Here is a 15,743-nt window from a genome sequence, read left to right as displayed (position 1 = left end):
CCTTATCCCGGCATCGCGCCGCGGGGCCATGAAGCGCGTCACGGACAGGCGGCAAGGCGCGCCGCGCGGCGTCACGAATGCGTCAGCGCGTGCGCCTGCTCCGCCTCGATCGCCTCGCGCAGGATGCGCAGGATCTCCGCGCCGTAGCGTTCCACGCGGGAACGCCCCATGCCCGGCACCTCCAGCAGCGCATCGGCGTTGCGCGGCCGGCGGGCCGCGATGCCCGCGAGCGTGCGGTCATCCGCCACCACATAGGCCGGCACGCCCTGCGCCTGCGCGACGCCGCGGCGCCAGAGGCGCAGCGCCTCGAACACCGGATCCTCGCTGCCCGGTGGCGGCGCGGCGGCGGCGGGGGCGCGGCGCGCGACGGGCTGCATCGTCTCCTCGCGCAGCATCACGGGCGATTCGCCGCGCAGCACCGGCCGCGCGGCCTCGGTCGCGACCAGTTCGCCATGGTTCTCCACCGCGACATCGAGCACGCCGCGCGCCACGAGCTGCCGCGCCACGCCGCGCCAGGCGCCGTCGCTCAGCTCCCGCCCTACCCCGAAGGTGGGCAGCCGGTCATGGGCGAACTGCGCCACCTTGTCCGTCAGCCGCCCGCGCAGCACGTCCACCACATGGCCCACGCCGAAGCGCTGCCCGGTGCGCAGCACGGCCGAGAGCAGCTTCTGCGCCGCCACCGTGCCGTCGAACATTCGGGGCGGGGTGCGGCACACGTCGCAGGCGCCGCAGCTCTCGGCCGCGGGTTCCTCCCCGAAGCAGCGCAGCAGGAGCGCGCGGCGGCAGGTCGCGGCCTCGGCGATGGCGATCATGGCATCGAGGCGCGCGCGCTCGACGCGCTTCTGCTCCTCGCTCGCCGGGCTCTCGGCGATGCGGTGGCGCGCGAGCGCCATGTCGCCCGCGCCGAACAGCAGCAGCGCGCGCGCGGGCAGCCCGTCGCGCCCCGCGCGGCCGATCTCCTGGTACCAGCTCTCGGGGCTGCGCGGCAGGTCGAGATGCGCCACCCAGCGCACATCGGGGCGGTCTATGCCCATGCCGAAGGCGATGGTCGCGGCCATGATCACCGAATCGCCGCGCGCGAAGCGGCGATGCGCCTCGCGCTTCGTCGCGGCATCCATGCCGGCATGGAAGGCGAGCGCGTCGTGGCCGTCGGCGCGCAGCCATTCGGCCGTGCTCTCGGCCTTGGCGCGGCTGCCGCAATAGACGATGCCGCAGCCGCCCGTGGCGCGGATCAGGGCGCGCAACTGGGCGCGCTCGCTCTCGCGCGGGGCGGCCTCGATGACGATGTTGGGCCGGTCGAAGGAGGCGCGGAAAACCGGCGCGTCGGTCAGCCCGAGCTGGAGGCGGATGTCCTCGACCGTGCGCGGGTCGGCGGTGGCGGTCAGCGCGAGGCGCGGCACCGCGGGGAAGCGCTCCCCGAGCACGCCGAGGCCGCGGTATTCGGGCCGGAAGTGGTGGCCCCACTGGCTCACGCAATGCGCCTCGTCCACCGCGAAGAGGGCGATGGGCAACCCTTCCAGCCGCTGCAGCATGCCGTCGAAGGTCAGACGCTCGGGCGAGGCGTAGAGCAGCTTCAGCCGCCCGCCATGCAGGTCGCGCAGCACGGCGCGCGACTCCTCGGGCGGCAGGTCGGAATGCAGCGCGGCGGCGGCCACACCCTGCTGGCGCAGGGCGGCGACCTGGTCCTCCATCAGCGCGATCAGCGGCGAGACGACGACGCCGATGCCGGGCCTGCACAGCGCGGGCACCTGGAAGCAGAGGCTCTTGCCGGCGCCCGTGGGCATGAGCACGAGGCCGGAGCCGCCCTCGGTCGCGTGGCGGACGATCTCCTCCTGCCGGCCGCGGAAGGATTCATGGCCGAAGACCCGGCGGAGGACCTCCGCCGGATCCTCCAGCGCGCGCATCAGCCGCCGATGCGGATCTCGACCCGCCGGCTCTCGGTCGCCATCGCCTCGAAGGGCACCGGGCCGCGCGGGACGATGCGCACGCGCTCCCGCGCCACGCCGTTGGCGATCAGCATGTCCGCGACATGCTGGGCGCGGGCCTCGGAGAGCGCGCGGTTGTAGGCCACCCCACCCGCGGGGCCGGCGAAGCCGAGCACCGTGACCGGCCCGGTCCCGCCGCGCGCCGCCGCGGCCGCGCGGCGGACGACCTCGGCGGCCTCGCCGTCGAGGCTCGCGCTGTCGGCGGTGAAGAAGACCGCGATCGCGGGCGGCGCCGGGGCCGGCGCCGTGCAGGCGGCCGCGAGCAGGGCCGGGGCGGTGGCGAGGAGATGGCGGCGGCGCATGGGCACGACTCCGGATGGGCAATGCGCCCCTTGGTCGCGCGGCCAATGGCCGGCCGTCAACCTCCCGCAAGGATCAGCGCGAACAGGCCGCGCCGCCGAGCACGCAGAACTTCGCGCAATGGGGGTGGTTGAGCGCGACCGGCCGGCTCGATTCGGCGAGCGTGGCGCCGAGCTCGAACTGCGAACCGTAGGGCAGCAGGGTGCAGGCGACGACCGCGGGGCGCTCGGCGCCGCGCCGCTTCACCACCATCCGCGCCGAGGCGCACATCAGGCTGTCGGGCGATTTGCGCAGGATGGACCAGCACGCCTCGGTGATCTCGGGCACGTCAACCGAGGCGTCCATCTCGGGGAAGAGCATGAGCGCGACCGGATCCGCGGCATCCACCGGGATGCCGTGGGCGCGGAACAGCGCGGCGTAGCCCGCGCGCATCGCCGCCTCGTCGCCCGCGCCGAAGCCCGCGCGCCCGGCGACATGGATGCGGAAGCCGTGCCGCGCGAGCCAGGCCAGGCCCTCCATCGTCCTGGCGAAGGCCCCCTCGCCGCGTTCGAGGTCGTGCGCGGCGGCCTCGTGATGATCGAGCGAGACGCGGATGGTCAGCCGCTCGCCGGATGCGCGCTGCAGCGCCAGCAGCGCCGAGGCGTGGTTCATCATCGGCTTCATCGCGTTGGTCAGCACCAGCGCCGAGAGGCCGCGCGAGAGCACGTCCCGCAGCATCGCGACGAGGTCGCGGTTGAGGAAGGGCTCGCCGCCGGTGAAGCCGACCTCGGTGAGCGGCGCGCCGATCGCGGCGGCCTCGTCGAGGAAGGCCGCGACCTCGGCGGCGGAGATGTAGGCCAGCGCGTCGTTGGTCGGGCTGCTTTCGATGTAGCAGTTGCGGCAGGTGATGTTGCACAGCGTGCCGGTGTTCACCCAGAGCGTGCGCAGCCCCGAGAGCGCCACCACGGCGCGGCGCTCGCCCTTGGCCGTGACGGCAGGGTCGCGGAACTTGGCCGGGTCGAGGGCGACCGGCGGCGCGAGCACGGGCGCGGTCATGCCAGGCCCCGCGCGGGGATTGATCCAGGGCAAGGAATCCCGGCCCGGCCCGGTGTAGGTGATAACCACCCGGCCTGGCCGGGCGGCATCCCGCCGGGCCGCGTTTCAAGCAGGAGGGAGATCGTCATGATGCCTCGTCTTCCGGTGCCACGCGGTGAGCCTTCCACGGACCTGTTCGGGACCTTGCAGCGCGAGGTCAACCGGGTCTTCGACCAGATGTTCGGTGGCATGGCCCTGCCTGCAAGTGGCTTCGCGCCCTCGGTCGAGATGAGGGAGACCGAGCAGGGCGTGGTGGTGACAGCCGAACTGCCCGGCCTCGAGGAGAAGGATGTCGAGGTCGCGCTCGAGGGCGACGTGCTGACCATCTCGGGCGAGAAGAAGCAGGAGAAGAGCGAGGAGAAGGAGGGCTTCCACCTCTCCGAGCGGTCCTATGGCAGTTTCCGCCGCGCCATCCGCCTGCCCTGGCCGGCCAACCCGGCCGAGGCCAGCGCGGCCTTCGACAAGGGCGTGCTGACCATCTCGCTGAAGCGCCCGCCCGAGGCCGCGGCGAAGGTCAACCGCATCCCGATCGGCGGAACCCCGCCGGCGGGCTGAGCGCCGGCGGGCGCGCGCGCCCGATGTCATGCCCGGCGGAAGAGGGGGCGCCCTTCCGCCGCGCGGCAATGCCCGGCTGTCGCGCAAGGGCCGGCGCGCCGGGCTCAACCGGTGGCCGGGATCGCCCGGCCGCCGATCAGGCGCAGGATGCGCGTGGGCCGCTCCACGCCGAGCAGGCGGTGCAGGATCAGGATGACCGTCCGGCCCTGCGTCGCCTCGTCGAGGGTCTCGAGGAAAGCGCGCTCGGTGTCGGCATCGAGCCCGGCGGCCGGCTCGTCGAGGATCAGCACCGGCGCGGGCGAGAGCAGCGTGCGCGCGAGCGCAAGCCGCCGCGCCTGCCCGCCGGAGAAGCGCGAACCGGCCTCCCCGCATGGCGTCTCGAGCCCCTCCGGCAGCGCGCGGACGAGGTCGCCGATGCGCGCGCGGTCGAGCGCGCGCCAGAGATCCGCCTCCGTCGCCTCGGGCGCGGCGAGGCGCAGATTGGCGGCGATGCTGTCGTCGAACAGGCGCGCATCCTGCGTCAGCCAGGCGACGCGCCGGCGCAGCTCCGCCGACGGGATCCGCGCCAGGTCCACCCCGCCGAGGGTGATGGTCCCGGCCTGCGGAGCCGCGAATTTCAGCAGCAGCGCCGCCAGCGTGGACTTGCCCGCGCCCGAGGGGCCGAGCAGCGCCACCCGCGCCCCGGCCGGCACCTCGAGGTCGAGCCCCTCGAAGACCGGCGGCCGGTCCGGCGCCCAGGCGAAGGTGACGCCGTCAAGGCGCAGCGCGTGGCCGGTGGGCGGCGCCGCGGGCTCGGCAGGCTCGGGCACCGGGGCGGGCGTGTCGGCGGCCTCGAAGAGGCGACGCGCGCCGGCCGCGGCGGCGGCGAGCGACGCCCCGGCCCGCGGCATCAGCCCGAGCGATTCGGCCGCCGCGACGGCGAGGAAGACGGCGAGCAGCGCCGAAGCGACGGCGTGCTCCGCCGCCGCCAGCGCCCAGGCGAGCGCGCCGAGCAGCGCGGCCTGGGTGAGCAGCGCGCCGGCCGCCCCGCCCCAGGCGCCGCGGCGCGCGAGGCGCTGCTGGGCGGCGGCGAGCGCCGCGCCCTCGGCGGCGACGCGGGCGGCCGCGCGCCCCTCGGCATTGGCGGCGAGCGTGTCCTCGATGCCGGTCAGCGGCTCGACCACCGCGCTGCGCAGCGCGCCCTGGGCGCGCGCCACCCCCTCCCCCGCGCGCGCCGCGGCGGGGGCGAGGAGCACCGGCAGGGCGAGCGCGGCGGCGAGCGGCAGGGCGAGGATCGCCGCCAGCCCCGGCTCCGCCGCGCCGACGAGCAGCGCCATGGCGAGCACCACCGCGAGCGCCGCCGCCCCCGGCACGATGACGCGCAGGTAGAGCCCGTCCAGCGCCTCGACATCCGAGACGAGGCGCCCGAGCAGGTCCCCCGCGCGGCGCAGGCCGAGGCCGGTCGGCAGGCGCTCGGCGAGGCGGCGGAAGAACCAGACCCGCATGCCCGCGAGCGCGCGGAAGGTCGCCTCGTGCGTCACCAGCCTTTCGACGTAGCGGGCGAGCGGGCGGAACAGCATCACCGGGCGCAGCCAGACCAGCGCCGCCACGCCGAGCCCGGCGAGCAGCGCGGCATCGGCATGCCCCGCCGCGACTGCCCCCGCGATCACCCGCGCGGCGAGCACCAGCAGCGCGAGGCCCGCCAGCGCCGAGAGCACGGCGACCAGCACGCCCGCCGCCAGCCATCCGGCATGGCCGCGCCACAGGCCGAGGATGCGCAGCACGTCCCGCAGCATCAGTTCCCCGCCATGCGCGAGGCTCCCGCGCGCCCGTGGGACAGTTCCAGCACCCGCCCATGCCCCACCCGCGCGGCGCGGGCATGGGAGGCGAGGATCGCCGTCCGCCCGACGCAAAGCCGGCGCAGCGCGTCGAGCACCACCGCCTCGGTCCCGGGGTCGAGATGCGCGGTCGGCTCGTCCAGCAGCACCAGCGGGCTGTCGCGCAGGAAGGCGCGCGCCACCGCGACGCGCTGCGCCTGGCCGCCGGACAGGCCGTAGCCGCCCTCGCCCACCGGGGTGTCGAGGCCCTGGGGCAGCAGGGCGGCGAACTCGCTCACCTGCGCCGCGCGGGCGGCGGCCTCGACCGCCGCGTCGTCGGCCTCGGGGCGGGCGAGGCGGATGTTCTCCCGGATCGTGCCGGGGAAGATGTGCGCGCGCTGGCTGACATAGGAGGACAGGCGCCGCAGCTCGGAGGGGCGCAGCCGGGTGATGTCGTGCCCGTTGATCGCAACCCGCCCCGAATCCGGCCGGCGGAAGCCCATCAGGATGCGCAGCACGCTCGTCTTGCCCGCGCCCGAGGCGCCGGTCAGCACCAGCGTCTCCCCCGGCAGGACGCGGAAGGAGACGCCGCCGAGCGCAGGCTGGCGGGATGGGTCGTAGGAGAGCGTCACGTCCTGGAAGGTGACGGTGACCTTGGGCGGGATCTCCTCGAGCAGCAGGCCGCTCTCCTCCGGCGCGTCGAGCAGGGGCGCGAGCTCGGCCGCCGCGCCGCGCGCGGCCATGGCCTCGTGATAGGCGCCGGCGAAGGCGCGCAGCGGCGCGAAGAACACCGGCACCAGCAGCAGCACGAAGAGGGCGGCGACCGGCGCCGGATGCGCCCCCTGCACCAGCGCGCCGTGGCGGTAGGCGAGCGAGGCGAGCGCGGTGGCGATGATGAGCTCCATCGCCCCGGCCGAGAGGAAGGCGATGCGCAGCACGCGCATGGTCCGCGCGCGCAGCTCCTCGGCCGCCGCGCCGAGCCGCGCCGCCTCGGCCTGCTGCTGGTTGAACAGCACCAGCACCGGCAGGCCGCGCATGCGGTCGAGGAAGCGGCCCGAGAGGCGCTGCAGCGCCTCGAACTGCCGCCGGCTCGCCTGCGCGGCGCCGATGCCCGACACCGCCTGGGCGACCGGCACGGCGAGCCCGGCGGCGAGCAGGATCAGGCCGCTCGGCCCGTCGGCGAGCGCGGCCGCGCCGGCGACGAGCAGCGGCGCGAGGACGGCGAGCATCGCGGCGGGCAGCCAGCGGGCGAAATAGCCCTCCAGCGCCTCGATCCGCTCGACGACGAGGGTGCTCTTCTCCCCCACCGCGCGCTCGTCGGCGGGGCCGGCGGCGAGCAGGCGGGCGAAGGCGGCCGCGCGCAGCCGCGCCTTGGCGTGCTCGGCGGCGGCGATCTGCGCGCGTTCCTGCGCGACGCCGAGGCCGGCCATCAGCAGCGCGAGCGCGGCCGCGCCGGCGAGCTCAGCCCAGCCGGCATCGCCGCGGCCGAGCAGCGTGGCGAGCAGCCGCGCGAGCAGCCAGGCCTGCGCAATGCCGCAGGCGGCGATGCCGATCCCGATCAGGACGGGAGGGATGAGGCGGGCGCGTTCGGCCCGCGCCTCCCGCTTCAGGAGTGCCGCGGCGCCGGCGTCCGCGCCCGGCGCGGGGGAAGCCATGCGCGGACCATACCGGAGATCGCGCAGGCGCGGAATCGCCCCCGGGACGCCTTGCCGGGCGGGCCGGGCGGCCCCATCACGGTCGGGCGGAAGGGGGATGGCGATGCTGCCTGGCCATGACCGGTACGACTACCAGCCCTGGCCGGCGCGCCGCGCCTATGCCTGGCCGGGCGGGGCGCGGCTTGCGGTCTATCTCGGGGTGAACCTCGAGCATTTCGCCTTCGGCGAGGGCCTCGGCGCGGAACTCGCCCCGGGCGGGCCGCAGCCGGACGTGCTGAACTTCGCCTGGCGGGACTACGGCAACCGTGTGGGTGCGTGGCGGCTGCTCGCGCTGCTCGATGAGCTGCGGCTGCCCGCGACGGTGCTGCTGAACAGCGCGATCTACGACTACGCGCCCTCGCTTGTCGCCGCGCACCGGGCGCGCGGGGACGAGATCGCCGGCCACGGGCGGACCAATTCCGAACGCCAGTCCGTGCTGCCCGAGGCCGAGGAACGCGCCCTGATCGCCGAGAGCACCGAGGCGATCCGCCGCCACGAGGGGCGGCCGCCGCGCGGCTGGCTCTCGCCCTGGATCGCCGAGAGCCGCGTCACGCCGGACCTGCTGGCCGAGGCGGGCTATGCCTACACGCTGAACTGGTGCGCCGACGACGCGCCGATCTGGATGCGCACGCGGGCCGGGCGGCTGCTCGCCATCCCCTATCCGCAGGAGGTCAACGACATTCCGGCGATCGTCGCCCGCAAGGACGGCGCGGCGGCCTTCGCCGAGATGATCGTCGAGGATTTCGAGGAGCGGCTGCGACAGGTCGAGGACGGGCTGCCGCAGGTGATGGGCATCGCGCTGCATCCCTACATCGTGGGCCAGCCCTACCGGATCAGGCAGTTGCGGCGCGCGCTCGCGCATCTTGCGTCGCGGCGCGGCGGTGTCTGGTTCACCACCGCGGGCGGCGTGCTCGACCATGTGCTGAGCCTGCCGCCCGGCACCGTTCCCGGAGGATGAGATGCTGCGCCGCGCCCTGCTCGCCCTGCCCCTGGTCGCCGCCGCCTGCGCGACCGCGCCCGGCCCCGGCACGCCGCGCACCGTCGGGCAGGTGGACCTCGCGCGCTATGCCGGCACCTGGTTCGAGGCGGCGCGCTTCCCGACCTCCTTCCAGGACGGCCCGCGCATCCGCTGCGAGGAGGTGAGCGCGACCTACACGCTGCGGCCCGACGGAGGGGTGGATGTGGTCAACCGCTGCCGCAACGCCCTCGATGGCGGGGCCGAGCGGGTGGCGCGCGGCGTGGCGCGCAGCGTCTCGGAGGGCAATGACCGGCTGCGCGTGTCCTTCTTCTGGCCCTTCTTCGGCGACTACTGGGTGATCGGCCTCGACCCCGGCTACCGCTGGGCGGTGGTGGGCGCGCCGGGGCGGGACTTCCTCTGGATCCTCTCGCGCGAGGCCCGGATGGCCGAGGCCGACTACGCCGCCGCGCTCGAGACCGCCCGGCGCGAGGGGTTCGACACGACGCGGCTGCGCCGCACGGTGCAGCGGGGGGCGTGAGCGGGCGGCGCGCGATCGCCTGACCGGGCGGCGGCGCCCGGCAGGGCGAGGGACAGCGCGCCGCGGCGCATGGCAGCCGCCCTACCGCCCGCCCTGCGGCATCAGCACGAGGTCGAAGGCGCCGGGCGTGTCGCCCAGCGTGCCCGCGCGCAGGAAGAGCCGGCCCTTCTGCTGGCCATCCACCTCGAGCCGCGAGGCGAGGCCCTCCCCGCCATCGTCGTCGTCGGCGATGGAGCGGCCGGAGTCGTCGAAGAGTTCCAGCACCGTGTCGGTGCCGTCGCGCAGGTTGCGCGTCATCGCGACGAAGGCGCCGGGCGGCAGCGCGAACCACGCCGACTGGCCGCGGCGCAGGCGGACCGCCACCACCGCGCCGGGCTCGAGCGGCGGCGCGGCGGCGGCCTCGCGCATCGAGGTCGCGAAGGCCGGCGCCTCGCGCGAATCGGCCTCGACCACCAGTTCGAACTCCGCCGCGGTGTCGCCGAGGCCGCGGGCGCGGACGAAGAGCGGGCGCGGCTGCGCGGCCTCCACCTCCAGCCGCGAGGCGAGGCCGCCGCCGCCGTCGTCGTCCTCGGCGATCTCGGTGCCGTCCCGGTCGAGCAGCGAGAGCAGCGTGTCCGTGCCACGGCGCAGGTTGCGCGTCAGCACCGCGATGTCGCCCTCGGGCAGCAGGAAATAGGCGGACTGGCCGCGCCGCAGCCGCAGCGCGACGGGCTCGCCGATCCCGAGCGGCGGCCGGCCCGCCGCCTCGCGGATCGAGCGCGCGAAGGCGGGCGGCGCCGGGGCGGTGTCGGGCTGGATGGTCAGTTCGAAACTGCCGCCGCTGCCGAGCGCGGCGGCCCGCACATAGAGCGGCCGGCGCTGCGAGCCCGGCACTTCGAGGCGCGAGGCGAGCGGCTCCTCCCCGCCGTCGTCGTCCTCGGCGATCTCGCGGCCATTGGCGTCGAGCAGCGCGAGGACGGTGTCGGTGCCGCGGGCGAGGCGGCGCGTGGCGAGCACGAGGTCGCGGCCGTCGTCGGGCAGGCGGAAATAGGCCTCCTGCCGCGCGCGCAGCGTGATCGCGACGCTCTGGCCGACATCGAGGGCCGGGCGCGTCGCGGCCTCGGTCAGCGTGCGCGGCGGCGCGGCGGGGTCGCGCGGCGGGGCGTGCTCGAGGACGAGTTCGAAGGCGCCGGCGGCCTGCTCGAACACGCCCACGCGCAGGAAGAGCGGGCCGCGCTGGTCGCCGCCGATCTCGATGCGCGAGGCGAGGTTCTCGTCCCCGCCGTCGTCATCCTCCTCGAGCACGCGGCCCTGGGCGTCGAGCAGGGCCATGACCGTGTCGGTCTCCCCGGCCAGGGCGCGGGTCTGCGCGACGAGGTCGCCCATCCCCTCCGGCAGCCGGAAATAGGCGGATTCGCCGCGGCCGAGCGTGATCTTGACGGGCTGGCCCGGCATCAGCGGCGGGCGCTGCGCGGCCTCCGACTGGTCGAGCGCGAGGGACTGCTGGGCGCGGACGCCGGCCGGCACCGCGGCCAGCGCGAGGGCCAGGAGAAGTGCTAGGCCTCGCGCATGACGCAGGGCGGTCCAGGGGGTCATGGCGGTCGCTCTCCTCGCGGGCCGCCAGGGCTAGACCCGCCGGGGGCGGGCGGTCAACGTCGTTGCCGGGGCGGTCGGCAACCGCGGGCCGCGGCGCTCAGCCGAGTTCGAAGCTGGTGATGCCGTAGATCCGCGCGAGCGGCAGGTCGGGCACGCCGCCCGCATACATCCGCGCGGTCTCGAAGACCGGCTGCATCCCGGCCTCGCGCGCCATGGCGAGCGCATCGGGGTTCGGCTCGGGCAGGTCGAGGAAGACCGGCCCGGCGGGCGCGGCATCGAGCAGCGCGGCAAGGAGGGCGCGCGCGGCCGCCGGATCGGCGGCGACCAGCGGGCCGATCTTGGAGCCGCTCCGGCATGGCCGCAGCACGGCGAAGCCGCGCAGGCCATCGGCGCCGGGCACGGCGCGGGCGACATGGCCGGGGGCGGCGAGCCAGGCGCGCAGGAAGGCCTCCCGCTCGGCGGGAAACACCGCGCGGTCGCAGGCGGCGATGGCGGCGAAGGGCACGTCCGAGGCGGCCACCACGGCCGGCAGGCCGGCGCGGCCGGGTGCGGCCGGCGCCTCGGCGCCATAACGGATGTTCCGGTGGACCAGGGCGAAGCCCGAGCGGCGGTAGTTCTCCTGCTGCGCCACCACGCCGTCGAGCCCGACCACCCGCCCGGCGAGGCGCGCCATCGCCGCCCGCCACAGCGCGAGGCCGATCCCCTGCCCGCGGAAGGGCGGCCGGACGATGTAGAAGCCGAGGAAGCCGAAGCCCGCGCCGTGATGGACGGCGGAGACGCAGCCGAGCCGCTCGCCATCGCGTTCGGCGACCAGGAAGCCCCCGGGGTCGGCGGCATGGAAGCATCCGGCATCGGCGAGGCCGGGGTTCCAGCCCTCCTCGGCCGCCCAGTCGAGCGCGAGGTCGAGTTCCTCGCGCCGCATCGTGCGGATCTGGGGCGGGCTCACGGCATCACATCTCCGCCATTCCTGGGCTGACCGGCGGTAGGTAGATGCGCGCGCCGGGGCCGGCAAGCAGCCGGGCGGCGGCGCGCTCTCCCGGGGGTGCGGGCTGGCGGGCGGCCCCGGGCTCGGGCAGCCTCGGCGGCCGGACAGCACGGGACCGCTTCATGCACGACGCCACGCCGCCGCCCTCCAACATCCAGGAGATCGTCCACCGCGGCGTGCCGCTCGCCGCCGCCTGGGGCATCGAGGTGCTGCAGGCCGCGGGCGGCACGGCGACCTGCCGGCTGCCCTGGCGCGAGGATCTGCTGCGGCCGGGCGGCACCGTCTCGGGGCCGGCCCTGATGGGACTCGCGGATGTGGCGATGTGGGCCGCGCTGCTCGGGGTGACGGGCGGGCGGGACGAGAGCCTGACCACCAGCCTCGCCATCCACTTCCTCCGCCGCCTCGCGCCGGGGCCGGTGCTGGCCGAGGCGCGCATCCTCAAGCGCGGGCGGATCACCTATGGCGAGGTGCTGATCCGCAGCGAGGGATCGGCGGAGCTCGCGGCGCATGTCACGACGAGCTGGGCGGCAGTGGGCCCGCGCCCCAGCCGATGAAGGGGCCGTTGCGCCAGCCCGGCTTGCCGTAGCGCAGCGGCGCGCCTTCGGGCGTCACGACACGGCCGCCCGCCGCCTCCAGCACGGCCTGGCCGGCGGCGGTGTCCCATTCCATGGTCGGCCCGAAGCGCGGATAGACATCCGCCTCGCCCGCCGCGAGCAGGCAGAATTTCAGCGAGGAGCCGACCGAGCGCAGGCCCGCCACGGAAAGGCCCGCGAGGAAGGCATCCGTCGCGGCATCGCGGTGCGAGCGGCTGGCGACGGCGACGAGGCCGGCTTCGGGCGGCTGGCGCGCGGCGATCGCCTGCCGCCCGGGCCGATCGGTGCCGGCGCACCACGCCCCCTGCCCCGCCGCGCCGGCCCAGAGGCGGCCGAGCGCGGGTGCCGCCACCACGCCCGCGACCGGGGCGCCATTCTCGACGAGGGCGATGTTCACGGTGAACTCGCCATTGCCCGAGAGGAACTCCCGCGTGCCGTCGAGCGGGTCCACCAGGATGAAGAGCCGAAGGCCCCCTGGCGCGCGATGCGCCGCGTCCTCCTCGGAGATGACGGGGATGCCGGGGCAGAGCCGCGCGAGCCCGGCAAGGATCGCGGCATGGGCGCGCAGGTCGGCCTCGGTCAGCGGGCTGCCGTCGGCCTTGGCGGTGGGATCGGCCTTCCCATGGACCGCCATGATCGCCGCGCCGGCCGCGAGGGCGAGGTCGGCGAAGCCCTCGGCCAGGGCGCGCCGGTCGGCGGCATCGGTGCTCACGCGGCGGCTCCGTCAGGCGTTGCGGAAGGGCGTTCACCTTGCGCGGGCGGGGGGGTCATGGGAAGAGGCGGCGCCTCGCACGGTCGGGCCGCGGCCGCGGCGCGGGGCCTTCCGGAGGCGCGATTCGCATGGGCAGGACTGCCGCACTGACGCCGCATCTCGCGCGGCTCGAGGCGGAATCGATCGGGATCATCCGCGAGGTCGCGGCCGCCTTCCGCAAGCCGGTCATGCTCTACAGCATCGGCAAGGATTCCGGCGTGATGCTGCATCTCGCGCTGAAGGCCTTCGCGCCCGGCAGGCCGCCCTTCCCGCTGCTGCACATCGACACGACCTGGAAGTTCCGCGAGATGATCGCCTTCCGCGACGCCATGGCGCGCAAGGTGGGGATGGAACTGCTGGTGCACACCAACCGGGAGGGGCTCGCGCGGGGCATCAACCCGATCGATTCCGGCTCGGCGCTGCACACCCAGGTGATGAAGACCGAGGCGCTGAAGCAGGCGCTCGACCTGCACGGCTTCGACGCGGCCTTCGGCGGCGCGCGGCGCGACGAGGAGAAATCCCGCGCCAAGGAGCGCATCTTCTCCTTCCGCGGCCCCGGCCATTCCTGGGACCCGCGCGCGCAGCGCCCCGAACTGTGGAACCTCTTCAACACGCGCATCCGCGAGGGCGAGAGCATCCGCGTCTTCCCGCTCTCGAACTGGACCGAATACGACGTGTGGGACTACATCCTGGCCGAGGGCATCCCGGTCGTGCCGCTCTATTTCGCCAAGGCGCGGCCCGTGGTCCGGCGTGCGGGCGCCTGGATCATGGTGGATGACGAGCGCCTGCCGCTCGAACCCGGCGAGAGCCCGCAGATGCGCATGGTCCGCTTCCGCACCCTCGGCTGCTACCCGCTCTCCGGCGCGGTCGAGAGCGAGGCCGCGACGCTTCCCGACATCATCGCCGAGATGCGCGCCGCGCGCACCAGCGAGCGCCAGGGAAGGCTGATCGACACCGACGAGGACGCCTCGATGGAGAAGAAGAAGCGCGAGGGCTATTTCTGACATGATGACCCCTCGCGCGCCGGGCAGCCGGGAACTGCTGCGCTTCCTCACCTGCGGGTCGGTCGATGACGGCAAGTCCACGCTGATCGGCCGGCTGCTCTTCGACAGCCAGCTGATCTTCGAGGACACGCTGGCGGCCATCACGCGCGACAGCCGCAAGCACGGCACGACCGGCGAGGAGGTGGACCTCGCGCTGCTGGTGGACGGGCTCGAGGCCGAGCGCCAGCAGGGCATCACCATCGACGTCGCCTACCGCTTCTTCGCCACCCCCCGGCGCTCCTTCATCGTGGCCGACACGCCGGGGCACGAGCAGTACACCCGCAACATGGCGACCGGCGCCTCGGGCGCCTCGCTCGCCGTCATCCTGATCGATGCGCGCAAGGGCGTGCTGACCCAGACGCGGCGGCATTCCTACATCTGCTCGCTGCTCGGCATCCGCGACATCGTGGTGGCGGTGAACAAGATCGACCTCGTGAACTTCAGCGAGGACACCTTCGACCGCATCGTCGGCGACTACGTCACCTTCGCCGCCGGCCTCGGCTTCCGCTCGGTGGTGCCGATCCCGCTCAGCGCGCGCTACGGGGACAACGTGGCGGCACGCTCGGGCAACACGCCCTGGTATCATGGGCCCTCGCTGATCGAGCATCTCGAGGGCGTGGACGTGACGCAGGACCTCGCGTCGCGGCCCTTCCGCTTCCCGGTGCAGTGGGTGAACCGGCCCGATGCCGATTTCCGCGGCTTCGCGGGCACCATCGCGAGCGGGCGCATCGCGCCGGGGGACCAGGTGGTGGTCGCGGCCTCGGGCAAGGCGACGCGCATCGCGCGCATCGTCACCGCCGATGGCGACCTCGCGGCCGCCGAGGCCGGCCAGGCCGTCACGCTGACGCTGACGGATGAGGTGGACGTGGCGCGCGGGGACATCCTGGTGCGCCCGGCCGAGCGTCCGCCGGTGGCCGACCAGTTCGCCGCCCACCTGCTCTGGATGGACGAGGAGCCGATGCTGCCCGGCCGGTCCTACATGATGAGGATCGGCAACATCTGGACGCCCTGTTCCGTCACCTCCATCCGCCACCGGGTGGATGTGAACACGCTCGAGGAGCACGCGGCGCGGCGGCTCGCGCTCAACGAGATCGGCTTCTGCAACTTCTCGGCCGGGCAGGCGGTGCCGCTCGATCCCTATGCGGAAAACCGCGCGACCGGCGCCTTCATCCTGGTGGACCGCTTCACCAACCGCACCGCCGGGGCGGGCATGGTCGCCTTCCCGCTGCGCCGCGCGACCAACATCCACCAGGAACGCTTCACGGTGGACAAGGCGGCGCGCGCCGCGCTCTCGGGCAATGCGCCGATGGTGCTGTGGTTCACGGGCCTGTCGGGCTCGGGCAAGTCCACCATCGCGAACATCGTCGAGCAGGCGCTGCACCGCGCGGGGCGGCAGACCTACACGCTCGACGGCGACAATGTGCGCCACGGCCTCTGCCGCGACCTCGGCTTCACCGCCGAGGACCGGGTGGAGAACATCCGCCGCGTGGGCGAGGTGGCGAAGCTGATGGTGGATGCGGGGCTGGTGGTGCTCTGCTCCTTCATCTCGCCCTTCCGTGCCGAGCGGCGGATGGTGCGGGAGATGCTGGCCGAGGGCGAGTTCCTGGAGATCTTCGTGGACACGCCGATCGAGGCCTGCATGGCGCGCGACCCGAAGGGGCTCTACGCCAAGGCCCGGGCCGGGCAGATCCGCAACTTCACCGGCATCGACAGCCCCTACGAGCCGCCCGAGGCGCCGGAACTCCTGCTCCGCACCGCCGACCGCAGCCCCGAGGCCTGCGCCGAGGAGGTTCTCGCGGCCCTGCGCGCGCGCGGCGTGCAGTGCTGATCGCCCAGGCGCGGGGGGCATGAAACCCGCGACGAAGGCAGGCCCGGCGGCGGTCCGATGCAGGCTGG

The 15,743-nt window shown here is 74.9% G+C and carries 14 protein-coding genes; 6 read left to right on the top strand and 8 right to left on the bottom strand.

The genetic code is table 11. From position 1 onward, the window contains the following. Positions 1 to 71: 71 nt before the first annotated feature. The 3 genes from recQ to FHS88_RS08480 all read right to left on the bottom strand — a co-directional run bounded on the left by recQ (position 72) and on the right by FHS88_RS08480 (position 3,320). Positions 72 to 1,904, bottom strand: coding sequence for a DNA helicase RecQ (gene recQ, locus FHS88_RS08490; protein ID WP_184483554.1), 1,833 nt, complete (start codon positions 1,902 to 1,904; stop codon positions 72 to 74). Beyond that, positions 1,904 to 2,287, bottom strand: a complete 384-nt coding sequence (locus FHS88_RS08485; RefSeq protein ID WP_184483552.1) for an OmpA family protein — start codon at positions 2,285 to 2,287, stop codon at positions 1,904 to 1,906. The genes recQ and FHS88_RS08485 overlap by 1 nt, the downstream gene beginning before the upstream one ends. A 73-nt stretch (positions 2,288 to 2,360) precedes the next feature. After that, a complete protein-coding gene (locus FHS88_RS08480) occupies positions 2,361 to 3,320 on the bottom strand; it encodes a radical SAM protein (RefSeq protein WP_184483550.1) in 960 nt (319 codons plus the stop codon). 183 nt (positions 3,321 to 3,503) lie between these two features. Between FHS88_RS08480 and FHS88_RS08475 the strand changes: the two genes are divergently transcribed. Then, positions 3,504 to 3,914 (top strand): Hsp20/alpha crystallin family protein, encoded by a 411-nt coding sequence (locus FHS88_RS08475; RefSeq protein WP_184483548.1) that lies wholly within the window; start codon positions 3,504 to 3,506, stop codon positions 3,912 to 3,914. Between the two features lie 104 nt (positions 3,915 to 4,018). Here the strand turns inward: FHS88_RS08475 and cydC are convergent, their stop codons facing one another. Continuing rightward, on the bottom strand, positions 4,019 to 5,689 hold the full coding sequence (gene cydC, locus FHS88_RS08470) for a thiol reductant ABC exporter subunit CydC (RefSeq protein ID WP_184483546.1): 1,671 nt from the start codon (positions 5,687 to 5,689) through the stop codon (positions 4,019 to 4,021). Then, complete coding sequence (cydD, locus tag FHS88_RS08465) at positions 5,689 to 7,365, bottom strand: thiol reductant ABC exporter subunit CydD (protein ID WP_184483544.1); 1,677 nt, start codon at positions 7,363 to 7,365, stop codon at positions 5,689 to 5,691. Before cydD ends, cydC begins: the two co-directional genes overlap by 1 nt. A 97-nt stretch (positions 7,366 to 7,462) precedes the next feature. On the opposite strand from cydD, the gene FHS88_RS08460 reads away from it, so the two are divergent. Continuing rightward, positions 7,463 to 8,362, top strand: coding sequence for a polysaccharide deacetylase family protein (locus tag FHS88_RS08460; protein WP_338146471.1), 900 nt, complete (start codon positions 7,463 to 7,465; stop codon positions 8,360 to 8,362). Between the two features lies 1 nt (position 8,363). Then, positions 8,364 to 8,900 carry a lipocalin family protein gene (locus tag FHS88_RS08455; RefSeq protein ID WP_184483542.1) on the top strand — a complete coding sequence of 179 codons (537 nt, stop codon included), beginning with the start codon at positions 8,364 to 8,366 and terminating at the stop codon, positions 8,898 to 8,900. A gap of 81 nt (positions 8,901 to 8,981) precedes the next feature. Here FHS88_RS08455 and FHS88_RS08450 read toward each other — a convergent pair whose 3' ends face one another. Then, a complete protein-coding gene (locus tag FHS88_RS08450) occupies positions 8,982 to 10,475 on the bottom strand; it encodes a hypothetical protein (RefSeq protein ID WP_184483540.1) in 1,494 nt (497 codons plus the stop codon). A gap of 97 nt (positions 10,476 to 10,572) precedes the next feature. Beyond that, a complete protein-coding gene (locus FHS88_RS08445; protein WP_338146470.1) occupies positions 10,573 to 11,421 on the bottom strand; it encodes a GNAT family N-acetyltransferase in 849 nt (282 codons plus the stop codon). Positions 11,422 to 11,582: 161 nt separating this feature from the next. On the opposite strand from FHS88_RS08445, the gene FHS88_RS08440 reads away from it, so the two are divergent. Next, positions 11,583 to 12,014, top strand: a complete 432-nt coding sequence (locus FHS88_RS08440) for a PaaI family thioesterase (RefSeq protein WP_184483538.1) — start codon at positions 11,583 to 11,585, stop codon at positions 12,012 to 12,014. Here the strand turns inward: FHS88_RS08440 and cysQ are convergent. Further along, a complete protein-coding gene (gene cysQ / locus FHS88_RS08435; RefSeq protein WP_338146469.1) occupies positions 11,971 to 12,765 on the bottom strand; it encodes a 3'(2'),5'-bisphosphate nucleotidase CysQ in 795 nt (264 codons plus the stop codon). The genes FHS88_RS08440 and cysQ overlap by 44 nt on opposite strands. Positions 12,766 to 12,893: 128 nt before the next feature. Here cysQ and cysD point away from each other — a divergent pair, with 128 nt between their 5' ends. Together cysD and cysN are read left to right on the top strand one after the other, a co-directional pair. Next, positions 12,894 to 13,808, top strand: a complete 915-nt coding sequence (cysD, locus tag FHS88_RS08430) for a sulfate adenylyltransferase subunit CysD (RefSeq protein WP_184483536.1) — start codon at positions 12,894 to 12,896, stop codon at positions 13,806 to 13,808. A 1-nt stretch (position 13,809) separates the two neighbouring features. After that, positions 13,810 to 15,675 carry a sulfate adenylyltransferase subunit CysN gene (gene cysN / locus FHS88_RS08425; protein WP_184483534.1) on the top strand — a complete coding sequence of 622 codons (1,866 nt, stop codon included), beginning with the start codon at positions 13,810 to 13,812 and terminating at the stop codon, positions 15,673 to 15,675. Positions 15,676 to 15,743: the final 68 nt, after the last annotated feature.

Source organism: Neoroseomonas alkaliterrae, from assembly GCF_014199195.1.
Classification (GTDB): domain Bacteria; phylum Pseudomonadota; class Alphaproteobacteria; order Acetobacterales; family Acetobacteraceae; genus Neoroseomonas; species Neoroseomonas alkaliterrae.
The sequence above is the reverse complement of the archived record's forward strand: the minus strand, read 5'-3'. Positions and strand labels throughout refer to the sequence as shown.

Coding starts and splice junctions, on each gene's coding strand:
- FHS88_RS08455 (WP_184483542.1), top strand. CDS start 8,364: ATGCTGCGCCGCGCCCTGCTCGCCCTGCCCCTGGTCGCCGCCGCCTGC.
- cydD (WP_184483544.1), bottom strand. CDS start 7,365: ATGGCTTCCCCCGCGCCGGGCGCGGACGCCGGCGCCGCGGCACTCCTG.
- cydC (WP_184483546.1), bottom strand. CDS start 5,689: ATGCTGCGGGACGTGCTGCGCATCCTCGGCCTGTGGCGCGGCCATGCC.
- recQ (WP_184483554.1), bottom strand. CDS start 1,904: ATGCGCGCGCTGGAGGATCCGGCGGAGGTCCTCCGCCGGGTCTTCGGC.
- FHS88_RS08440 (WP_184483538.1), top strand. CDS start 11,583: ATGCACGACGCCACGCCGCCGCCCTCCAACATCCAGGAGATCGTCCAC.
- FHS88_RS08485 (WP_184483552.1), bottom strand. CDS start 2,287: ATGCGCCGCCGCCATCTCCTCGCCACCGCCCCGGCCCTGCTCGCGGCC.
- FHS88_RS08480 (WP_184483550.1), bottom strand. CDS start 3,320: ATGACCGCGCCCGTGCTCGCGCCGCCGGTCGCCCTCGACCCGGCCAAG.
- cysN (WP_184483534.1), top strand. CDS start 13,810: ATGATGACCCCTCGCGCGCCGGGCAGCCGGGAACTGCTGCGCTTCCTC.
- cysD (WP_184483536.1), top strand. CDS start 12,894: ATGGGCAGGACTGCCGCACTGACGCCGCATCTCGCGCGGCTCGAGGCG.
- FHS88_RS08450 (WP_184483540.1), bottom strand. CDS start 10,475: ATGACCCCCTGGACCGCCCTGCGTCATGCGCGAGGCCTAGCACTTCTC.
- FHS88_RS08460 (WP_338146471.1), top strand. CDS start 7,463: ATGGCGATGCTGCCTGGCCATGACCGGTACGACTACCAGCCCTGGCCG.